15 protein-coding genes and 3 pseudogenes are annotated in these 18,245 nt (G+C 61.7%); 1 reads left to right on the top strand and 17 read right to left on the bottom strand.

Annotation, left to right across the window (positions count from 1 at the left end; translation table 11 throughout):
- Nucleotides 1-26 precede the first annotated feature (26 nt).
- From ACHMW6_RS22655 to ACHMW6_RS22640, 4 genes and pseudogenes are all read right to left on the bottom strand, one after another.
- Nucleotides 27-1,220, bottom strand: a complete 1,194-nt coding sequence (locus ACHMW6_RS22655; protein ID WP_395400106.1) for a PLP-dependent aminotransferase family protein — start codon at nt 1,218-1,220, stop codon at nt 27-29.
- Between the two features lie 213 nt (nt 1,221-1,433).
- Nucleotides 1,434-1,894 (bottom strand): annotated as a pseudogene (locus ACHMW6_RS22650) (RidA family protein).
- 68 nt (nt 1,895-1,962) lie between these two features.
- Nucleotides 1,963-2,868 carry a DMT family transporter gene (locus ACHMW6_RS22645; protein WP_395400104.1) on the bottom strand — a complete coding sequence of 302 codons (906 nt, stop codon included), beginning with the start codon at nt 2,866-2,868 and terminating at the stop codon, nt 1,963-1,965.
- Entirely contained in the window at nt 2,865-3,842 is a 978-nt protein-coding gene (locus ACHMW6_RS22640; RefSeq protein ID WP_395400102.1) for a threonine dehydratase, read from the bottom strand. The genes ACHMW6_RS22645 and ACHMW6_RS22640 overlap by 4 nt, the downstream gene beginning before the upstream one ends.
- Before the next feature lie 99 nt (nt 3,843-3,941).
- On the opposite strand from ACHMW6_RS22640, the gene ACHMW6_RS22635 reads away from it, so the two are divergent.
- A complete protein-coding gene (locus tag ACHMW6_RS22635) occupies nt 3,942-5,408 on the top strand; it encodes a PLP-dependent aminotransferase family protein (protein WP_395400100.1) in 1,467 nt (488 codons plus the stop codon).
- On the opposite strand, the gene ACHMW6_RS22630 is transcribed toward ACHMW6_RS22635, so the two are convergent.
- The 13 genes and pseudogenes from ACHMW6_RS22630 to ACHMW6_RS22570 all read right to left on the bottom strand — a co-directional run bounded on the left by ACHMW6_RS22630 (nt 5,405) and on the right by ACHMW6_RS22570 (nt 18,222).
- Complete coding sequence (locus ACHMW6_RS22630) at nt 5,405-7,423, bottom strand: hypothetical protein (protein ID WP_395400098.1); 2,019 nt, start codon at nt 7,421-7,423, stop codon at nt 5,405-5,407. The genes ACHMW6_RS22635 and ACHMW6_RS22630 overlap by 4 nt on opposite strands.
- Nucleotides 7,424-7,435: 12 nt before the next feature.
- Nucleotides 7,436-8,635: a LytR C-terminal domain-containing protein gene (locus ACHMW6_RS22625; protein ID WP_395400096.1), complete on the bottom strand. Its 1,200-nt coding sequence runs from the start codon at nt 8,633-8,635 to the stop codon at nt 7,436-7,438.
- A 16-nt stretch (nt 8,636-8,651) separates the two neighbouring features.
- The gene (locus ACHMW6_RS22620) at nt 8,652-9,596 is read right to left on the bottom strand and encodes a type II secretion system F family protein (protein WP_395400094.1); all 945 of its coding nucleotides are present in this window, start codon (nt 9,594-9,596) and stop codon (nt 8,652-8,654) included.
- Nucleotides 9,597-9,611: 15 nt separating this feature from the next.
- Nucleotides 9,612-10,589: pseudogene (locus ACHMW6_RS22615) on the bottom strand (type II secretion system F family protein).
- 2 nt (nt 10,590-10,591) lie between these two features.
- A pseudogene (locus ACHMW6_RS22610) lies at nt 10,592-11,953 on the bottom strand (CpaF family protein).
- Between the two features lie 29 nt (nt 11,954-11,982).
- Entirely contained in the window at nt 11,983-12,594 is a 612-nt protein-coding gene (locus ACHMW6_RS22605; RefSeq protein ID WP_395400092.1) for a CpaE family protein, read from the bottom strand.
- A gap of 47 nt (nt 12,595-12,641) precedes the next feature.
- Nucleotides 12,642-13,088 (bottom strand): hypothetical protein, encoded by a 447-nt coding sequence (locus ACHMW6_RS22600; protein WP_395400090.1) that lies wholly within the window; start codon nt 13,086-13,088, stop codon nt 12,642-12,644.
- Between the two features lie 70 nt (nt 13,089-13,158).
- On the bottom strand, nt 13,159-14,058 hold the full coding sequence (locus ACHMW6_RS22595) for a TadE/TadG family type IV pilus assembly protein (protein ID WP_395400088.1): 900 nt from the start codon (nt 14,056-14,058) through the stop codon (nt 13,159-13,161).
- Between the two features lie 10 nt (nt 14,059-14,068).
- Nucleotides 14,069-15,349, bottom strand: a complete 1,281-nt coding sequence (locus tag ACHMW6_RS22590; RefSeq protein ID WP_395400086.1) for a pilus assembly protein TadG-related protein — start codon at nt 15,347-15,349, stop codon at nt 14,069-14,071.
- Nucleotides 15,350-15,363: 14 nt separating this feature from the next.
- Nucleotides 15,364-15,642, bottom strand: a complete 279-nt coding sequence (locus ACHMW6_RS22585; protein ID WP_395400084.1) for a membrane lipoprotein lipid attachment site-containing protein — start codon at nt 15,640-15,642, stop codon at nt 15,364-15,366.
- A gap of 9 nt (nt 15,643-15,651) precedes the next feature.
- On the bottom strand, nt 15,652-17,127 hold the full coding sequence (locus tag ACHMW6_RS22580; RefSeq protein ID WP_395400082.1) for a type II and III secretion system protein family protein: 1,476 nt from the start codon (nt 17,125-17,127) through the stop codon (nt 15,652-15,654).
- 24 nt (nt 17,128-17,151) lie between these two features.
- The gene (gene cpaB, locus ACHMW6_RS22575) at nt 17,152-17,994 is read right to left on the bottom strand and encodes a Flp pilus assembly protein CpaB (protein WP_395400080.1); all 843 of its coding nucleotides are present in this window, start codon (nt 17,992-17,994) and stop codon (nt 17,152-17,154) included.
- A gap of 39 nt (nt 17,995-18,033) precedes the next feature.
- Nucleotides 18,034-18,222, bottom strand: a complete 189-nt coding sequence (locus tag ACHMW6_RS22570; RefSeq protein ID WP_395400078.1) for a hypothetical protein — start codon at nt 18,220-18,222, stop codon at nt 18,034-18,036.
- Between the last annotated feature and the right edge of the window lie 23 nt (nt 18,223-18,245).

Genomic DNA, 18,245 nt, shown 5'->3' with positions numbered 1-18,245 from the left:
GCGGGGCGGCCGGCGATTGAGAAGGCTTACAGGCGGGCCTTGATCAGCTTGCCCAGGATCTCGATGCCCTGGCGGATGCGCTCCGGCGGCACCGTCACGAAGGACAGGCGCAGCGTGTTTGTTTCCGGTTCGTTGGCGTAGAACGGGGAGCCCGGCACGAAGGCGACCTTGTGCTTGATCGCCTCATCCAGCAGTTCCATGGCGTTGATCTGCTTCGGCAGGTCGACCCAGATGAACATGCCGCCTTCCGGCTTGGTCCAGGTGGCGGAAGCAGGGAAGTGCTCGGCCATCGCATCCAGCATCGCCTGGCACTGGTTGCCATACAGTTCGCGGATGGTGGGGATGTGCTGGTCCAGGAAGCCGTCCTTCACCACTTCGTGCACGACCATCTGGGTCAGCTGCGCGGTGTGTAGGTCGGCGGCCTGCTTGGCCAGCTCCAGGCGGCGCACCATCGGCAGCGGCGCTACGACGTAGCCGAGGCGGATGCCAGGGGTCAGCACCTTGGAGAAGGAACCCATGTAGATCACGCCGTCCGGATTCATGGCGATCATCTTCGGGCTTGGCTCCCCCTTGTAGCTCAGGGCGCCGTACGGATCGTCCTCGATCAGCGGAAGGTTCAGGCGGGCGCAGGTCTCGACCAGTTCCTGGCGGCGTTCGACGGACAGCGAGCGGCCGGTCGGGTTCTGGAAGTTCGGCAGCGCATACAGCAGGCGTGCGCCGGCGGCGATGCGGTCCAGCGAGGACGGCACCAGGCCATGTTCGTCGGTATCGACCGACACGAATTCAGGACGGTACACCGAGAACGCCTGCAGTGCGCCCAGGTAGGACGGAGTCTCCACCAGCACCTTGCTGCCCTCGTCGATCAGCACCTTGCCGATCAGGTCCAGCGCCTGCTGCGAGCCGGACACCATCAGCACCTGCTCCGGCGCGATGCGCGCGCCGTTCTGGGAAATCGAGTCTGCGATCCACTGGCGCAGCGGCATATAGCCGTCGGTCGGACCGTATTGCAGCGCGGTCTTGCCGTTGGTCGACAGCACCTTGTCGAACGCTTTCTGCATCACTTCGACCGGGAAGGTGGCAGGCGATGGGAGGCCGCCGGCGAAGGAGATGATTTCAGGCTGCTGCGTCACCTTCAGGATTTCGCGGATGAAGGAGCTTTGCATCTGCATGGCACGTTCGGAGAAGTGCCACTGGAGCGGGTTCGGTGTCTCGATTTTCATAGAGTTCTCTCAAAGGTGGGACAGGGCGGGCCTGGCCTTGTGACAAGCGCGCTTGTGGCGGCTTTTGAATAGACGCCGCCGGATAGGCGCCGCCTGAATAAAATATTTTTGCCTCAGCGCCGCGGCGGATCGAATGATCCGCCCTACGCTGTGCGGTTGTTTATGAGCCGTCGCTACGGCGTAGGGCGGATCATTGATCCGCCGTGCATGCGATTACGCGACTTCCGCGATCAACTCGATCTCAACGCACGCGCCGCGCGGAATCTGCGCCACGCCGAATGCCGAGCGCGCGTGCTTGCCCGCGTCGCCGAACACCTCGCCCAGCAACTCGGAGCAGCCGTTGGTGACCAGGTGCTGCTCGGTGTAATCAGGCGTCGAATTGACCAGGCTCATAACCTTCACGATACGCTTCACGCGATTCAGGTCGCCGCCGCAGGCTTCCTGCAGGGTGCCCATCAGGTCGATCGCGATGGCGCGCGCAGCCTGCTGGCCTTCAGCGGTCTCGATATTCTTGCCCAACTGGCCGACCCACGGAGTGCCGTCTGGCTTCTGGCGATGTGGCCGGAGATGAACACCAGGTTACCGGTCTGCACGTACATCACGTAAGCGGCAACAGGAGCGGCAGGAGGAGCCAGGGTGATATCGAGCGACTTCAGTTTTTCGTAGACGGACATGTTTTTTCCCGGATAAGTGGTTCGGTAAGACCGCTATTGTACTCTGGGCCTCTCCGAATAAGCGACGGTCAGCGCCTCACTTTCATGCGTTTTCCTGCGCTGACGACCGCAATAACGGCCACTGCGAACAGGATATGCTCAGATTGCAGCGGCTCGCCCAGCAGCAGGGCAGCGCCCAGCAGCGACAGGAAGGGTTGCACCAGTTGAACCTGGCCCACCCGCGCCACGCCGCCCAACGCCATGCCCCGGTACCAGAAGAAGAACCCGATGAACATCGAAAACACGCAGGTATAGGCAAAACCGCCCCAGGCGCGCCAGCCCGCCGCGGCCAGCGCCGGCGCATCGGTCCAGCCCTGCCACAGGGCGAGCGGCAGCGCCACTGGCAGCGACAGCACCAGTCCCCAGGCGATGACCTGTTCGCCGCCCATGTCCTGCGAAAGCCGTCCTCCTTCGGCATAGCCTGCGCCGGCGCACAATACCGCCGCGAACACGGCCAGGTCGGCCATATGCAGGCTGCCGCCGCTCTGGCGCAGCGCAAAGCCCACCACCAGCGCGCTGCCCAGCAAGGCCATGATCCAGAAACCGAGCGACGGCCGCTCATGCCCGCGCAGCGCCGAGATCAGGGCCGTTGCCAGCGGCAGCACGCCCACCAGCACCGCGCCGTGCGAGGCGGGCAGGGTGCGCATGGCGATGGACGTCAGTAGCGGAAAGCCGATTACGCAACCGGCGCCCACCATCAGCAGCGCCGGGATCTGGGCGCGTTGCGGCCGCGCGGAGCGCTTCCACAGCAGCCACGCGGCGGACAGTATTGCCGCCACCACGGCGCGGCCCATGGCCACGAATACAGGATTAAGGTCGGCCACCGCCATGCGCGTGAAGGGCAGGGTGAGACTGAAGATGGCCACGCCGGCGAGGCCGAGCAGCATGCCGCGCGTGTCGTCGCCAACTCCCAGTGACGCAGTAGCGGTATTCATCGCAGCGGCTCCTCGCCAAGCACGCGGCGCAGCATCTCCGCATCAAGGTTGGCCCCGGTGAGTGGAATGCCCAGCTTTCTGCCCTGCACACGCGGATCGTGCTTCAGCTTCAGCGCAGCCGCCAGCGCTGCGGCGCCCGCGCCTTCGGCTACATTGTGCGTGGAGCGGTAGTAGAGGCGGATGGCGCGCGCGATTTCATCGTCGCTGACATCGATCACATCGTCCGCGTACCGCATCACGATAGGCAGCGACGACGGATCGGGACGTCGGCAGGCCATGCCATCAGCAATCGCGGTATCCACCGGCGATTCGATGGCTTCGCCGGCGCGGAAGGAAAGCTGGTAGCCCAGCGCGCCGGATGAAACGACGCCGATCACGCGGGCACGCAAGCCCAGTGCCTCGCGTGCAGCGATGGCGGCGCTGAAGCCGGAGCCCTGTCCAATGGGCACGAAGATGGTATCGATGTCCGGTTGGGCGCGCAGCAGTTCCATCCAGTAGCTGGCCACGCCGGCCACCAGGTCCTCGTGGCAGGGCGGCACCATGTGCAGCCCGTCGCGTTCCGCGAGCATCAATGCATGTTCGCGGCTGGCCTGGAAATCGTGGCCGTGAGCGATTGTGTCCGCGCCCAGCGAGCGCATGGCGGCCGTGACTTCGGCGCCATTCCCGTGCGGGAAAACGATGGTGGCTTTCAGGCCGTTGCGGCGGGCCGCATAGGCGACGGACACGCCGTGGTTGCCGCGCGTTGCCGTGATTACGCCCAGTGTGTGCGGCGCATGTTCCAGCAGGCGGCGCATATAGACCAGGCCACCGCGCACCTTGAAAGCGGAAGTCGCCGTGTGGTTCTCGTGCTTGATCCAGGCTTCGGTGCCCAGCGCCTCGTTCAGTAGGGGCCAGGACGTCTGGGGCGTGGGCTGCATCACCGAGTACACAATCTCGGAGGCAGCGGCAATGTCGGCGGCGGTCGGGAGTTTCATGGCACTGGATTTAGTAAGTTGACAGGTGTATCGTAGGGCATAGAACCAGTACAGGGCCAATACACTTTTTCGGATAAATTTACGTACTGTGATGGTGATATGACCGATACACTCACTCCAGCCACCCGCGCGCCCCGCAGCTCCCCGCCGATGGCCCTCCTGTCACGCGAGTCCGGCGAATCGCTGATCGACCAGATCGTGCGCTCCGTGTCCGCCCGCATCGATGACCGCGTGCTGCGCAGCGGGGCGCGCATGCCGTCCATCCGCCAGTTCGCCGCCACGCATGGCGTATCCGCCTTCACGGTGGTTGCCGCTTACGACAAGCTGGTGGCACGCGGCTACCTGGAATCGCGGCGCGGCGCCGGCTTCTTCATCCGCGAGCGCTCCACCATGAATGCGGCGTCCGAACCGCGCGGTCCCGCACCGTTCCCTGACGGGCAAACGCTGGATGTGGTCTGGCTGGTGCGGAATATGTTCCGTCCCATGGCGCACCAGCACACTCCCGGTACAGGCGTGCTGCCGGCCGACTGGCTGGACGGCACCGCCATCGCCAACGCCCTGCGCGCCGTCAGCCGTCAGCACAGCGGCCTGCTGATGAATTACGGCGTGCCGCAAGGCTTCCTGCCGCTGCGCCAGCAGTTGCAGCACAAGCTGGCGGAGCTGGAAATCGCCGCCACGCCGGAGCAGTTCGTGACCACGGCGGGCGTGACCCAGGGGCTGGACATGGTGGCGCGTGAGTTCACGCGTCCCGGCGACACGATCTTTGTCGACGATCCGGCCTGGTTCCTGATGTTCGGTTCATTCGCAGCGCTGGGCGCCAAGGTGGTCGGCATACCGCGCCTGGCCGACGGTCCCGATATCGCGCGCCTGGCGGAGCTGGCAGCGCTGCACAAGCCGCGTCTCTACGTAATCAACTCGGTGCTGCACAACCCATCATCGACCTCGCTGTCCGCCGCCAAGGCCTTCCAGATCCTGCGCATCGCCGAAGAGCACGACATCATGATCGTCGAAGACGACATCTACTGCGACCTGCATCCCGGCAGCGCCGTGCAGCCCGCCACGCGCCTCGCCGCGCTCGATCAGCTGCAGCGCGTGATCTACCTCGGCGGCTTCTCGAAGACGATGGCCGCCAATCTGCGCGTCGGCTTCATCGCCACCTCGCCGGACCTGGCGCAGCGCCTGGCCGACCGCAAGATGCTGCAAACGCTGACCACCAGCGATATCGGCGAGCGTGTGGTGTACAAGATTCTGTCGGAAGGCTTATACCGCAAGCACGTAGAGCGCATGCGCAACCGCCTCGACACGATCCGCGCCCGCGCGGTGCGTCAGATGGAGCAGGTGGGATTGAAGGTCGAAGTCGCCCCACCAGCCGGCATGTTCGTCTGGGCGAACGCGGGGCGCGATACCAATGTTCTGACCGAACACGCGATGGCCGAAGGCCTGCTGCTGGCGCCCGGCAGCCTGTTCTCGCCGAGCCAGCTGCCGTCGACCTACATGCGCCTGAACGTCGCCGCGCTGCAGGGACCGGAAATCTGGCGGTTCCTGCAGCGCGAGCTGGGGGCTTAGTTGATGGGGACGTTTGCAGTTGTCACTACACCGCTCGGCGACCGAACGTTCACAGTGAATTGACCGGTTGCGCCGGCGGCCGGGCAAGCCACGTTAATAGCATATGTGGGAATGCCGAGAGGTGAACCTATACCCAAGACGACATTGGGCACAGTTGCAGCCAGTGGCGACGTAGCGAGAGGGAATGCACCGACTGTGGCGGTAAAGGTGAGGCCTGTGCCGGCCGGCATCCATACTCCGTTCAAGTCCTTGACAGTAACCTGAGCGGTCACCGAGGGGGCGCCGCCGCAGGTCAGTGTCGACGGCGAGATGGTGATGCTGGCACCGCTGGTCGAGAACTGCTGTACAAGCTGTCCCGACACGTACAGCGCCTGGGCGCTCTTCACTTGCGGAATGCGCAGCACGCCATTGTAGACGCCATCACCAGCTGCGCTGCAGCCCGGTGGCGGGTTGACGCCAATACAAGGCTCTCCGGCGCTCCACGAATTGCTTTCATTATCGTCACGGAAGATATTCGGCTGCAAGTCCGCGAATGGTTCTCCCGGATCGTACACATTATTGCCGTTCGAGTCCGTGAACGTTTCCTCGCCCAGCGCATAAGCCAACACCGTAATCCGGCTTTCGGGACGCGGTTGCGCGGAGAATAGCGGCACCGTGCAAACACCGCCACTGGTCTGGCAGGACGCACCGATCACGCCACCTTCTGTAGAGAAGTTGACGGCGGTGCCATCCGGTACCGGATTGCCAAAGTGATCGCCGACCGTGACCTTTACGGTGCTACACACCTGATCGATGCTCCAGCCCTCGCAATTGCCAGTGGAAGTCGACAGCGAAAAATGAGCCTGATCCGGTACTCCACTTGAGACGACCAACTGGCTAGAGACGGAAGTCAGCGGCGGATTCGAGCCGTCAACCGTGGCGACTACGCGCACCGAAGTAGGAATCGTGCCGTCGAACACTGCCGTAGTGATCGTGCCATCTGCAGCACTGGTTGCAGTGGCGGGGCTTAGTTTGAGGCCACCGGTAGTAGAGGTGCTATTGCTGTCGGCGAAGACGAAGGTCACTTGCTTACCAACGACCGGGCTGCCGTTTTTGTCAAACAACTGGAACTTCACGGTTGCATATTCCGGGCGATTCGGTCCGCCAGTGCCTTTGAGCGCGATGTTGGCGGTATCAACGCCCACGTACTTGATTGATCCTATTGTTGCGGGCAAGACTGTGATGGTGGTGGACTTGGTGAGAGTCGCACTTGGCAACACGACCGTTGCGGTCAAAGTATCGGAAGTGCCACATCCCTTATCGGTATAGCTGGCGACGGCTACACCATTCTGCGTGGTGACAGGCGTGCCAATTGCAGCCTTGCCCGCGACGATACATGCGGAGGTGAAGTTGACTGCAACCGGAATCGTATAGGCCGTGCTGCCGTTCATAACGCTGACTGTGACACTGGCATTGCCTCCGGCCGAGAGTGTTGTTGGCAACACCTGGATTGCGCTCAGCGTCAATGTCGGGAAAGTGACTGTGTAGTTGGCGGAGCCCTTGACTGAGGTGGTTCCGACTGTCGCTGTCGCGCTCACTGTAAATGCGCCTGCTTGAGTACCAGCCGCCAATGCAATGGAGGCGTTGCCGCTCGCATCGGTCATTGCAGTGCGCGACGAAGGGGAGAACACGCCGGAGTTGTCGGTTGTGGAGAAAGTCACAACCGTATTGGCGACAGCGGCGCCATTGGTGTCCTTCAGGGTCACTTTCACGACAATGCCATTGTCGGGCGTCAGATTCATCGTCGTTGCACCGCTGCTGTCAGTCAGTAACATGGTCATTGAAGGGGCCGACGTGCCGGAGCCCGGACTCGTGCTGGCGCCGCAGCCGGGCAGAACCGGGCTACGGGTAGGGTCAACGTTGACGCAGCTGCCACCAGGGCCGCCGCTGCTGCCGCCGCAGGCAACCAGCAGGTTGGCGAGCAGGAAGGCCCCCGCCAAGAAGACCAGGCTTTTCCAAGAGAATTTATTCGTCATCGCGGGTTCTCCTTATTTTTCATCGCTAATAGCCGCCACCAGTTGCAGGCCGGCGGCTTCGGCGGCTGCAGCCAAGCTTTGTTTGGCATCCTTTCCGAGCACCAGCCGCACATCACTGTTTTGCAGTTGGCGGCTGGCCAGTTGGGCCTTGCCTTGCAATGCCTTCTGCAGACTGGCTGCCTGGGTTTCGAAGCCCGGGCTGTACTGGATAGTCGTGACCAACTGGCGGTACGGTTTATCGTTGCTCAGACGTTCTACAGGAATGCCCATTTGGCCAAGCAGGGCGCGGAAGTGCTTGGCCATGCCGGTTACGCCATTGCCGTTCGAGACTTCCAGGCGCGCCATCTGCACCTTGTTCGCTTTCGGCACTGCAGCCAGCGCGGCTTGCGTCACGGCTTCCGGTGCCCGTTTGCTCGTTGGCGTGGTCGGCGCGGTGGACATCGCTGCGATGTCGCGCTGTTTCAGCTCGAAGACGTTGGGCGAGAGCTGCACCAGTTCCATGCGGCTGGCGATTTGCTGCGCGTCCGGCGCAATAGACATTGTCGGCCTCGGCGAGCGCGGCACATAGGCCGACGATTCGGGCTCCGCGACAGCGACCGCGGCGGCAGGAGCGGGGCCTGACGCTGCAGCTGGCGCTACTTGTACTGCCGGAGTCGGAGCAGGAACTGCAGTTGGTGCGGGAACTGGGGCCAGGCTCGCGGCTGCCGCGATCATCGGCTGCTCCGCACCAGCGGGACGAACGGCTGCCTCGGCCAATTGCAAGTTCTGGAAGGCTTTCGCGCCAGCGCCGAGCGCCATGGCGCGGCGCAGCGTCTGCACAGCAGCGGCATTGTCACCTATCAGGTATTGAACATAGCCAAGATTGGTGTGTGGCTGTGCCTCAGCTGGATAATCGTTGACCAGCGCCACCAGTGCTTTGCGTGCGCCTTCCAGATTACCCTGCTGGGCCTCGATCACAGCCACCGCATTGCGCGCCTCCAGTTGGCTGGCATCCAGGGCCAATGACTGCGCATAAGCGCCAAGCGCCAGAGCCAATTGGCCTCGTTCATGGTGGTAGCGGGCGAGCTGGTTCCATTCCGTCGTACGGTTGCCTGGTTGGGCGACCCGCAGTACCGGCTCTATCCTGTGCGCCTGCTGAACTGGCGGCACAGTGCAGCCTTGCAGGATTCCGCAGCTGGCAACGGCGAGTAATAATGGCTTATGGTTAGACATGGCGCCTCCTTTATTGTTAGTTGCCGCCACCCATACTGGGCAGCAGCACGCGGGTAATCTGGATAACAGCCGGTCCCATAAGCACGACCAGCAGCGATGGGAAAATGAAGAAGATCAGTGGGAACAGCAGCTTTAGTGCAATCTTGGCGGCGGCTTCTTCTGCACGCTGGCGGCGGCGAGTGCGCAACTGGTCGGACTGTACACGTAGGGAATCGGCAATGCTGGTCCCAAACCGCTCGGCCTGGATTAGCATCGCCACAAGCGCGTCCACATCCTCCACACCAGTGCGCATCGCCAGGTTGCGCAAGGCTCGGTCTTTCGACAGCCCGGCACGCAGCTCCAGGGTGACCAGATTCAGTTCCTCGCTCAGCACTTTGCTACCGATTTTCATTTCGTCGGCGACACGCATCAATGCGGCGTCCATGGCCAGGCCGGCTTCCACGCAGACGGTCATCAAGTCCAGCGCATCGGGAAAGGACTCGAAAATTTCACGCTGGCGCCGCTTGATAAGCGATTCCAGCACCTTGTTGGGCAGGTAGTAGCCGGCGGCGGCCGACGATAGCAGATAGAACAGCAGCGAGTTGCCGGTGGCATGAGAATGGCTGAGTGATAGATACATGAAACTCAGAGCGGGGAAGAGTAGTGCAAAGCCGGTCTTGGCTGCGAAATACAGGATCGGCGCGCTGGCGCCGCGCATGCCTGCGTTCATGAAGCGGATGCGCAGCAGCGACTGCTCCTCGTCCTTGTCTGATGCCGAGAGCTTGGCCAGACCGGACAAACGTTTTGCGAGCGCGGACGCCAGCCGGCTGACGGGGCGATTGGGACTGGCCGCAGCTGAATTAGCCACCATGTCCAGGCGCTGCTGGAGCGGATTGCCGGACAGGCGCATCATCAGAGCCCAGATCACCCCAAACACGGCCAGGAAAATCAGGAACAGGAAACCGATTTGTAGCATCGACATGGCAGCCTCCTCAGGTCAGACACGGATCTGGATGATTTTGCGCATGACCAGGACGCCGGTCACCATCATGAACACGCAGCTCATAACCATCTTTTTGCCCATCGGGTCCGTCAGAAGAATGGTCAGATAGCCCGGATTGGTGGCCCAGATCATGAAGCCGGCGCCAAAGGGCAGCAGGCTGAGCACCCATGCCGACATTCGGCCCTCCGCCGACAACACGCGCACCTGGCCCAGCAGCTTCATGCGGGCCCGGATGATGCCGCTGATGTTGTCCAGTAGCTCTCCGAGATTACCGCCGGTTTCGCGCTGGATAGTGACGGCGATCACGAAGTAGCGCAGGTCGGTGCTTGGCACGCGGGTTGCCAGGTTAAGCAGCGCATCCTGCATGGAGATGCCGAAGTTGACCTCGTCGAAAGTGGTGCGGAATTCCGCGGCAATCGGATCGCTCATTTCGTCCCCCCACCATTTTCAGGGCAGTGGGAAAAGCGTGGCCGGCGCGCACAGCGCGGCCGATCAGGTCCAGGGCATCCGGCAGTTGGGCGGCTATGCGCTCGAGCCGTCGTCCTTTGGCATGCAGAACAATTAACAGCGGCAGGAGTGCCATGCCAGCGCTCGCCGGCAGGTAAAGCACCGCAGGCAGATGCAGCCATGCGCAGCCGATGAAGCCAATGAAGAATCCCAGCAGGCTAATGCCGGCGAAGTCGGCGACGCTCCAGGACATGCCGGATTGCTCGAGCAGGCGATCGAGCTGGCTTACCCGCGGCAGGCGCAGCAGCAAATTTTGCAAGCCGGGGATTCTGCGAGTAGTCGCTCCTTGATCATCGATGATGTCGCGCGGTCTGCGTGGGCGCCGGCTGACATCATGCGTAGCCGGCGTGCCACTCGTTCTGCCTCAGGACCCTTGGTCGAGTTCCAGCTCAGGTAGACGCCCTCGATCAGCAATACTACGGCAATGAAGATGAGAATGCCGAAGAAGTAGTAGAGATAGTCCATGATCAGCGACGCTCCATAGGGTCGAACATCTTGTCTGAAACGGTGATGCCAAAGGTGCGCAGGCGCTCGCCGAAGCGCGGCCGCACGCCAGTGGCGCTGAAGTAACCTTGCACCGCGCCGTTGACATCCATGCCAGTCTGCTTGAAGCAGAAGATCTCCTGCATGGTAATGATTTCGCCTTCCATGCCGGTCACCTCCTGTACCGAGACCAGCTTGCGTTTGCCGTCAGTCAGGCGTGCCACCTGCACCACTACGCCGATGGCGGAAACTTATCTGCTGGCGCATTGCCTTGGTGGGAAGGCCGGCGGACGCCATGCTGATCATGTTTTCAAGACGGGTCAGCGCGTCACGCGGAGTGTTAGCGTGGATCGTGGCCATTGAGCCTTCGTGACCGGTGTTCATTGCCTGCAGCATGTCCAGCGCCTCCGCACCGCGCACCTCGCCGAGGATGATGCGATCAGGTCGCATGCGCAGTGCGTTGCGTACTAGCGCGCGCTGCGTAACTTCTCCGCGTCCCTCCAGGTTCGGGGGGCGCGTTCGAGGCGCACCACGTGCGGCTGTTGCAGTTGCAGTTCTGCTGCGTCTTCGATGGTCACAATGCGCTCCGTGTCACGGATGTAGCCCGAGATGGCGTTCAGCATGGTAGTCTTGCCGCTGCCGGTACCCCCTGAAATCAGAATATTGACCTTCGAATGTCCTAGCGCCTGCAGGATAGCGGACATGCTCTCGGTCATGCTCTCAAGATCCACCAGATTCTGCAGCCTCAGTGGGTCGGCGGAAAAGCGGCGGATCGACAGGATCGGTCCATCAATCGCCAGTGGGGGGATGATGGCATTCACTCGCGAGCCATCAGGCAAGCGGGCATCGACCATGGGGCTCGATTCGTCAATGCGCCGGCCGACGCGCGATACGATCTTGTCGATGATTTTCAACAGGTGCGCGTCATCGACAAAAGTGATATCGCTCAATTCCAGGCGACCGCCTCGTTCCACATAGACTTGCTTGGCAGTGTTCACCAGGATGTCGGACACGGTGGGATCGTTGAGCAGAGGCTCCAGCGGGCCGAAGCCGAGCACTTCATGCTGAATGTCGCGCGTGAGGGTGCGCCGTTCGCTGTCGTTGATGACCACCATGCTTTCGTCGAGCAGACGTTCGACAAGAATGCGCAGTTCATCGCGGATTTGCTCTTGAGTCAGGCGTTGCATGCCTTCCAGGTCAACACGGTCCAGCAAAGTTCGATGAATGCGGAATTTCAGCTGTTGGTAGGCGTGATTGTCAATCTCCGATACCGGACGGAGGTTCGGTGCCGCGCCGCCATTGCCTGTACTTCCGAGGCGATCCCGTAAGTTCTGTGACGATTGCATGATGGGTTCTCCAGATAGGGTATATAGGATCAGGTTCGTTGCAGGATGCGGGCCAGCCAACCTTTCTGTTCGGCAGCGCCATCACCGACCAGCGTGCGGGCCATGTCCTGCAGGGCGCGCGAAATCGGGCTGTTGCGAGCCAACTGCAGTACTGGTACGCCCTGATTGACAGAGGCCGCAGCAGCTTCGTAGTGATTGGGAATCGTGCGGTAAATTTTGGTGCCATAAGCTTGTTCGCAGTCAGCCAGCCGGATGTCGCCAGTGTTGGAGTGGCGATTTACGATCAGGTGGATCTTCTCCTTGCGGTAATCGAGCGAGCGGAACACGGAGAGCAGGCGCTTGCCATCGCGCACGTAGGGTAGGGTCGCCTGCAGGATCGGAAAGATCAGGTCGGACTGATCGAGCGCGCGCACACTCACCGCGTCGAGGTTGCGCCCGACATCAAGGAGAACATAGTCATAGTTCAAGCGCGCCAGCTTGAGCAGCACGTCGATGTGTTCGGGATGGACGTCATTGCTGGAGATCGGGTCTTCAGGCGCGGCCAGTACGCCAAAGGTGGGGCTGACCTGGATCATGCTCGAAGCCAGGAAGGAGGCGTCCAGGCGGTGGATCTGCTGTGCGACCTGGGCCAGCGTGGCCATCGGCTTTTGGTCCGAAACGAACAGGGCGGCATCGCCAAACTGCAGGTTTAGGTCAAATAGGGCAACCCGTTTATTTTCAAGGGCTGCGAGTGTGAAACCGAGGTTAGCTGCGAGAAAGTGGCGCCGCTGCCGCCTTTGCAGGATACGAAGGATAGCACCTTGCCCATACCCTGCGGTTGGCTGCTCCGTTTGGTTTCCAGTCGGCGTACGGCGAGCAGCAATTGAGCCGGGTCGGCCTGCAGAGTCAATACTTCACGCACGCCGGCGCGCATTGCGCGAAGCAGGAAATCTGGCGATTGCTGTTGGCAGATCAGAATGATCGCCATGGCCGGGTTCTGGATGCTGAGGCTTTCCAGGCGCTCCAGTTCATCGGCGTTGAGCAGTGGCTGCGACAGGATCAACAGCGATGGCGCGGAGTGAGAATCGATGCTGGCCAGCTTGTCGATGCTGCCTGTGATGGCTTCGATTTCGTCCGAGTTGTTCCGGCCGCGCATCAGCCGTGCTGTGTCAAGCAGTTCCTTCGTTGGCGGAGACGATGGTAATTTTCATGATGGCTCCCGAGAGTCAGTTGCACATGGGATTGGCCGTTCCACCGACTGTGCTTTGCAGGCTTTCACGCGGCAGGGTGGTGCTGAAGTCAGGCATGGACAAATTCAGTGGGATCAAGGGGATAAGCGTGGGGACTGTCACGCTCTGTACCTTGACTGTCACATAACGGCAGGTATCGATAGTGCAGCCGCTCGGATCGTAGGTGACGCTGATTGAACTGGCGGGCAATAGCGATAACATGTTCGTCATTTTTGCTTTGATATCGGTGTCGTCGATATCGCACACGGCTGCAATGCGCGCGCCCAGACGGGTCGCTTCAGACGCCGTGTTCCAGTAGAAGAGGATGCGTCCCATCTCCATCATGCCGATCAGCAGCGTAAAGAAGAGGGTTGACACGAGCGCGAATTCAACCGCGGTCGCGCCGCGCTGCCGGCGCCAGTCTTGGGAGCGAAGTAGGATTTTCATAAATATCTGCCGCATGGTGGTACTAATGGCATTGAAGGTGACGCTGGGCGCAACCAGCGGAACCATCGAGTCGAAGTTGTAGCCGGTGATCGTTACCGTGACCAGGTTCATCACGCCGCTGCCAGTAGCCTGGTTGAGGTGGGTGCTGGGGCAGGTGGCGCTGTCGCACACGGTCACCATCGTCGCATCCAGGTTGGGCAGCAAGGGCGATCCGGTACAGGTGGTATTGCCATACACCGCCAGGCATTTAGCGACGGCCAGGTCGGCGGGGTCGCCCGGCCCCTGGCCGGACAGGAAGCGCGCGGCATCCCGGCTTGCCTTGACCAGGGTGTTGTACTGGTAGACTGCGCGGCCATATTCGGTGGTGCCGAATGTCAGCAGCACGAGGGGCAGCAGCATGATCCCCAATTCGACAGCGGCAACACCGCGTTGGAGTGACAATCGCTTCATGGCGCTTCTCCTATTGGACCAGGGCGGGTACCTGCGGACCAATCCCGCCCGTACCGCCGACCGAACCTGAAGTGGCACAGGGTGAAGAGGGATCGCTGGCTTTGCCGCGGTACTCCAGCCAGACTTCGTCGTCGTCCTTGCCCATTGGGTGCAGCATCAGGACGCAGGCGTAGGCTAGAACTGGCACTTGCTGCGACCCGGTGCCGCCGGCCCAGGCCTGGCAATCGACAATCGGCGCGGTGACCAGGCGCCGGTCCGCACCATACTGTTTGTGCTGGGCCACTGACAGCGGGGCGCTAGTGCCACCGGGCAGGGTGACCCCGGTATTGGTGCCGTCATACCCCAGGTTCTGATTGCGGGCGCTGGTAAAATTGGGCGGATCGAGCGCGCTGCCGCTCGTGCCGGAATATGCGTTGAACTTGCTGGGCCAGTTGCTGGCCGTATAACCGTATCCAGTAGAGTCGGGGGCAGCGGTCGAGACGCTTTCGCTTCCCTTGTAGAGGCCAAAGCGTGTGTTCCATGCCGCGGAGAGGCTGGATTTATTGCCCTGCTCGCCAACTTGGGTAGGGGGCGGAGGTACACTGCAGGCCCCGGTACCCTTTATCAGGTTGGCCAATTCGTTGGCACCGCCGCCGGGGGGCGTGAAATCGATCCAGTCGAAACTACCGGTGGCGGAGGCCGACAGCTTGCTGGTGACCCATTGGCCAACTGTCAGGCCATTAAAGGGATCAGTCGAGGCGCCGGGAATCTTGCACATCCCGATCGGGATAGCGCAATTGATCTGCGCTGGGCGCAGGGTGGCAATCGCCGAGGCAGCCACATCCTGGTCGCCAATGCCCAGCACTTTCATAAACCACGGCGTGATGCCGGTCTGGTGGGTAATACACATGGCATACTTGGAGGAAGTGCTGGCGCCGCCAGAACGCGAGACATAAGCACTGTTGGGGCCATACGTAGTGCTGAACTTGACGTCATCCGGCCCGATCTGGGTGGTCGAGATGGCATTGCCCTGGAAGTCGACGGCATTGCGATAAGCCACAGCCAGGCCGCTGTTCTCCGCGTTGACCAGGTAAGAAGCGGCGCAGGCGCCGGCCGCCGGATCGCAGGTTAGTTCGCGCGATGCGGCTAGCGCGCAGGCGTCGGCCGCATTTTGCAGCTCGGTTTTCTGAACGTATAGGCGGCCGCTGTCGATCGCAAGGCCGGCGAAGCCGATCAGTACCGGCAGCGTGATGGCGGCCAGGATGGCAACTGCGCCGCGTTCGCGCAAGTGTGTAAAGTGGATAAGCTTCATGGCCGCGGCTCCGCTTATTTGCCCCCGGCCGAGCTGCCGATGCCGATGGTGAAGGCTTGTGGCTGGGGTTCCGGCGCGCGATAGGACTTCTGGTATTGCTCATAAGCGCTGTGCGCCGTCTTGCCGTCCATGCCCAGCGGAGCGCTTGCCTTTGATGCCGCCTGCGCATCCAGGGTCTGCTGGCTGCGCGCCTGCAGGACAGCGTGGCCGAACTGGGCATCCATCTGCGGCGCCCTGGAAACGCAGCCCGATACGACGGCCAGCGCGACGGTGGCGAGGATCAGTTTTTTCATGACGGTCTCCTATTTCAGGTCGAAGCCACCGGCGGCTTTATTTTCCGCAGCCGCGGCGTCTTTTGGCGTGCCCTCGAGCTTGCCTTGCAAGAAGAATTCGCCACGGCTCGGTTCGATATATCCATCGGTGGGCAGACGGTAATCCGGCGGCAGCGGCTTAACCAAGCGAGGTGTGACGATGAAGACGAGCTCGGAACGGTCGGTCTGGAAATCGCTGCTGCGGAACAAGGCGCCCAATACCGGAACTTCGCCCAGGAAGGGCAGCGCTTTGATATTGGTGGTGACATTGTTTTTGATCAGGCCGCCGATTGCGAAGCTCTGGCCATCGAACAGTTGGACCACGGTGGCCGCGCGGCGCGTCGTAAACGATGGCAACAATGCGGTGGTCGAAATGCCGGTAGCGCTGATGCCAATGCCGTCCTTATTAAGTTCCGAGACCTCGGGCGCCACTTTGAGGTTTATGCGGCCGCCTTCCAGCACAGTGGGAGTGAATTTGACGGCGACGCCGAACTCCTTTTCCTCCAGCGTGATCGTGGCTACGCTGCCGGCGTTGGCCTGGGCCACGGGAATGAAGATCTTGCCGCCGGCCAGGAAGCTGGCCTCCTGGCCGCTGATGGCCATGATGGTCGGTTCCGCCAGCACCTTGAGCAGTCCGTCGCGCTTCTGGGCGTCGATCGTCAAGAAGTTGCCATTGCGCCGGTTGAAGGCATCCACCACGCCAGGATTGCCGGTCAGCAGATTGGACAGCACGGTATAGGTCCAGTTGCCGGCGGTGTGGCTGGCGCCGAGGCTGGCGCCCAGCTGGTCTACCAGGGTCTTGGAGACTTCGGCTACTTTTACTTCCAGCATCACTTGTTGAGGAGCGGCTATCGACAATAAGTTGACCACCTTCGGTGAGAGCGTGGCGGCTTGACTACCGCTGGCGTTATTACCGGCGCTGCTGCCCTGTTCCTTGCCGCCGCGTTGGACATAGGCATTGGCCAGCGCCAGCACGCGCTCGGCTTTGACGATGTCGGCTACAGTGCCGGTTAGGATCAGCGAGTCGGCGGTGCTGCTGACCTGGACTTCCTTCTCGTCGGCCACCAGCTGCTTCAGATGGGCTTGCAGCGGGGCCACATTCATGTCGACTGTCATGTCGATAATGGTGGCGTCATTATTGCGGTTCCACACGATCAGGTTGGTCGAACCGATGGTTCGGCCCAGCATATACAGCTCGGTCGGCTTGATGAGGATCACATCGGCGACCTTGGGATCCCCCACCGATACGCGAGTGGCTGCAAATGGCAGGCGCATCAGCGTAGACTTGCCCTCCGCCAAGCGCACCGCCGGCGCAAGCTCAACCTGGCCAACGTTCTCGGTGCGGGCGGAGGCAGGGCCAGCCTTGCCGGTGCGAGCAGTCTGTTCCGGTGCTGTGGCGGCAGAAACCAGGGCCGGGGCAATAACCAGCATGCAGCAGTACAGCAGCGTTTGTTTGGACGTCTTCATTAGGCGCTCCTGGTGGGGTTCTTTTTAAAATTGCTGGGTGCTGCGTTCCAGCCCCTTGATGACTTCAATGCGTTCCACTTTTATCTGCGGGGCGGTGACGGCGATGCGTTTTGGGGCTTGCGGGCGTGCGTCCGGCGTCTTCGGTTCTGGCGTGACTTCCTTACCCAGCAGGCTGGCTTTGGTGGCGCCGGCGGTCTTGGATGGGTCAGGATCGACCTGATTGCGTAATACCAGCGACAGGGTGCCCACGCTGCGTGCCAGGTCCAGTTTTTCAGCTTGGTCCGGCGTCACTTCGAGCGTGACGGCATTCACTACCTTGGGCTTTGTCTCGTCGCGGCTCGATTCCTGGGCGACAGCCAGTACCATGATGCGTTCCAGGACGATTTTGGAAATGCTGGGGTCGCGCGCCGTCTGGTTGCGCATGCCTTCTTCCTGAGTGTTCACCAGAATGTCGACGAAGTTGCCGGGCAACGCGAAGCCGGCCACGCCGACCACATCATTGACACGCACGGTGATGGCGCGCTTGCCTTCTGGGACTACGGCGGAGAGGCCGCCCTGGGTGCCTGGCGGGGCTAGCTTGCTTTCCAGGATAGGCTCGCCGCGCACGATGCTGGCGCGGCTGACGCGTGAAGCCAGCGCGCTGGCGTCGCTGATCGCCCCAGGTGGCATCGCATTGGCCGGCCAATCGGTAAGGCGCACCATTTCGGGCGTGATGCGCGCGCCCAGTCCGATATCGAGTTGGGCGACGGCTACCTTGGCAGTATTTCCGGCGGCTTGGGCATTGATCCACTGCGCGGCGACGACAACCGCACCAAAGGCCAGCACGATTGCCAATGCCAGCATGATTAATGATCGAGTGTTGCGCATGTTTGTCCCCTCTGGCTACTGGATGATGAAACGGATCTGCTAGTTGGCGAAGTAATTGCTCCAGGCCCATTCAATGGCGCCTGGGTTAAGCTGCGGCAGGCGCCCCTCATAGCGCGCCAGATCGCGTACCTGGGACAGCAGGTCGCGCGGGTGGCAGGCCATCAACGGCCGCTGCGCACCCTGGTAAAGCTCCAACAGGCGCTCATAGGCATCGGCCGTGAAATGCATGGTGTACTGCTCACAAACCTGGC

Origin of the sequence: Pseudoduganella sp. UC29_106 (assembly GCF_044055365.1) — a bacterium.
Taxonomy (GTDB): Bacteria; Pseudomonadota; Gammaproteobacteria; order Burkholderiales; family Burkholderiaceae_D; genus Rugamonas.
This window is presented reverse-complemented; position numbering and strand designations above follow the sequence as displayed.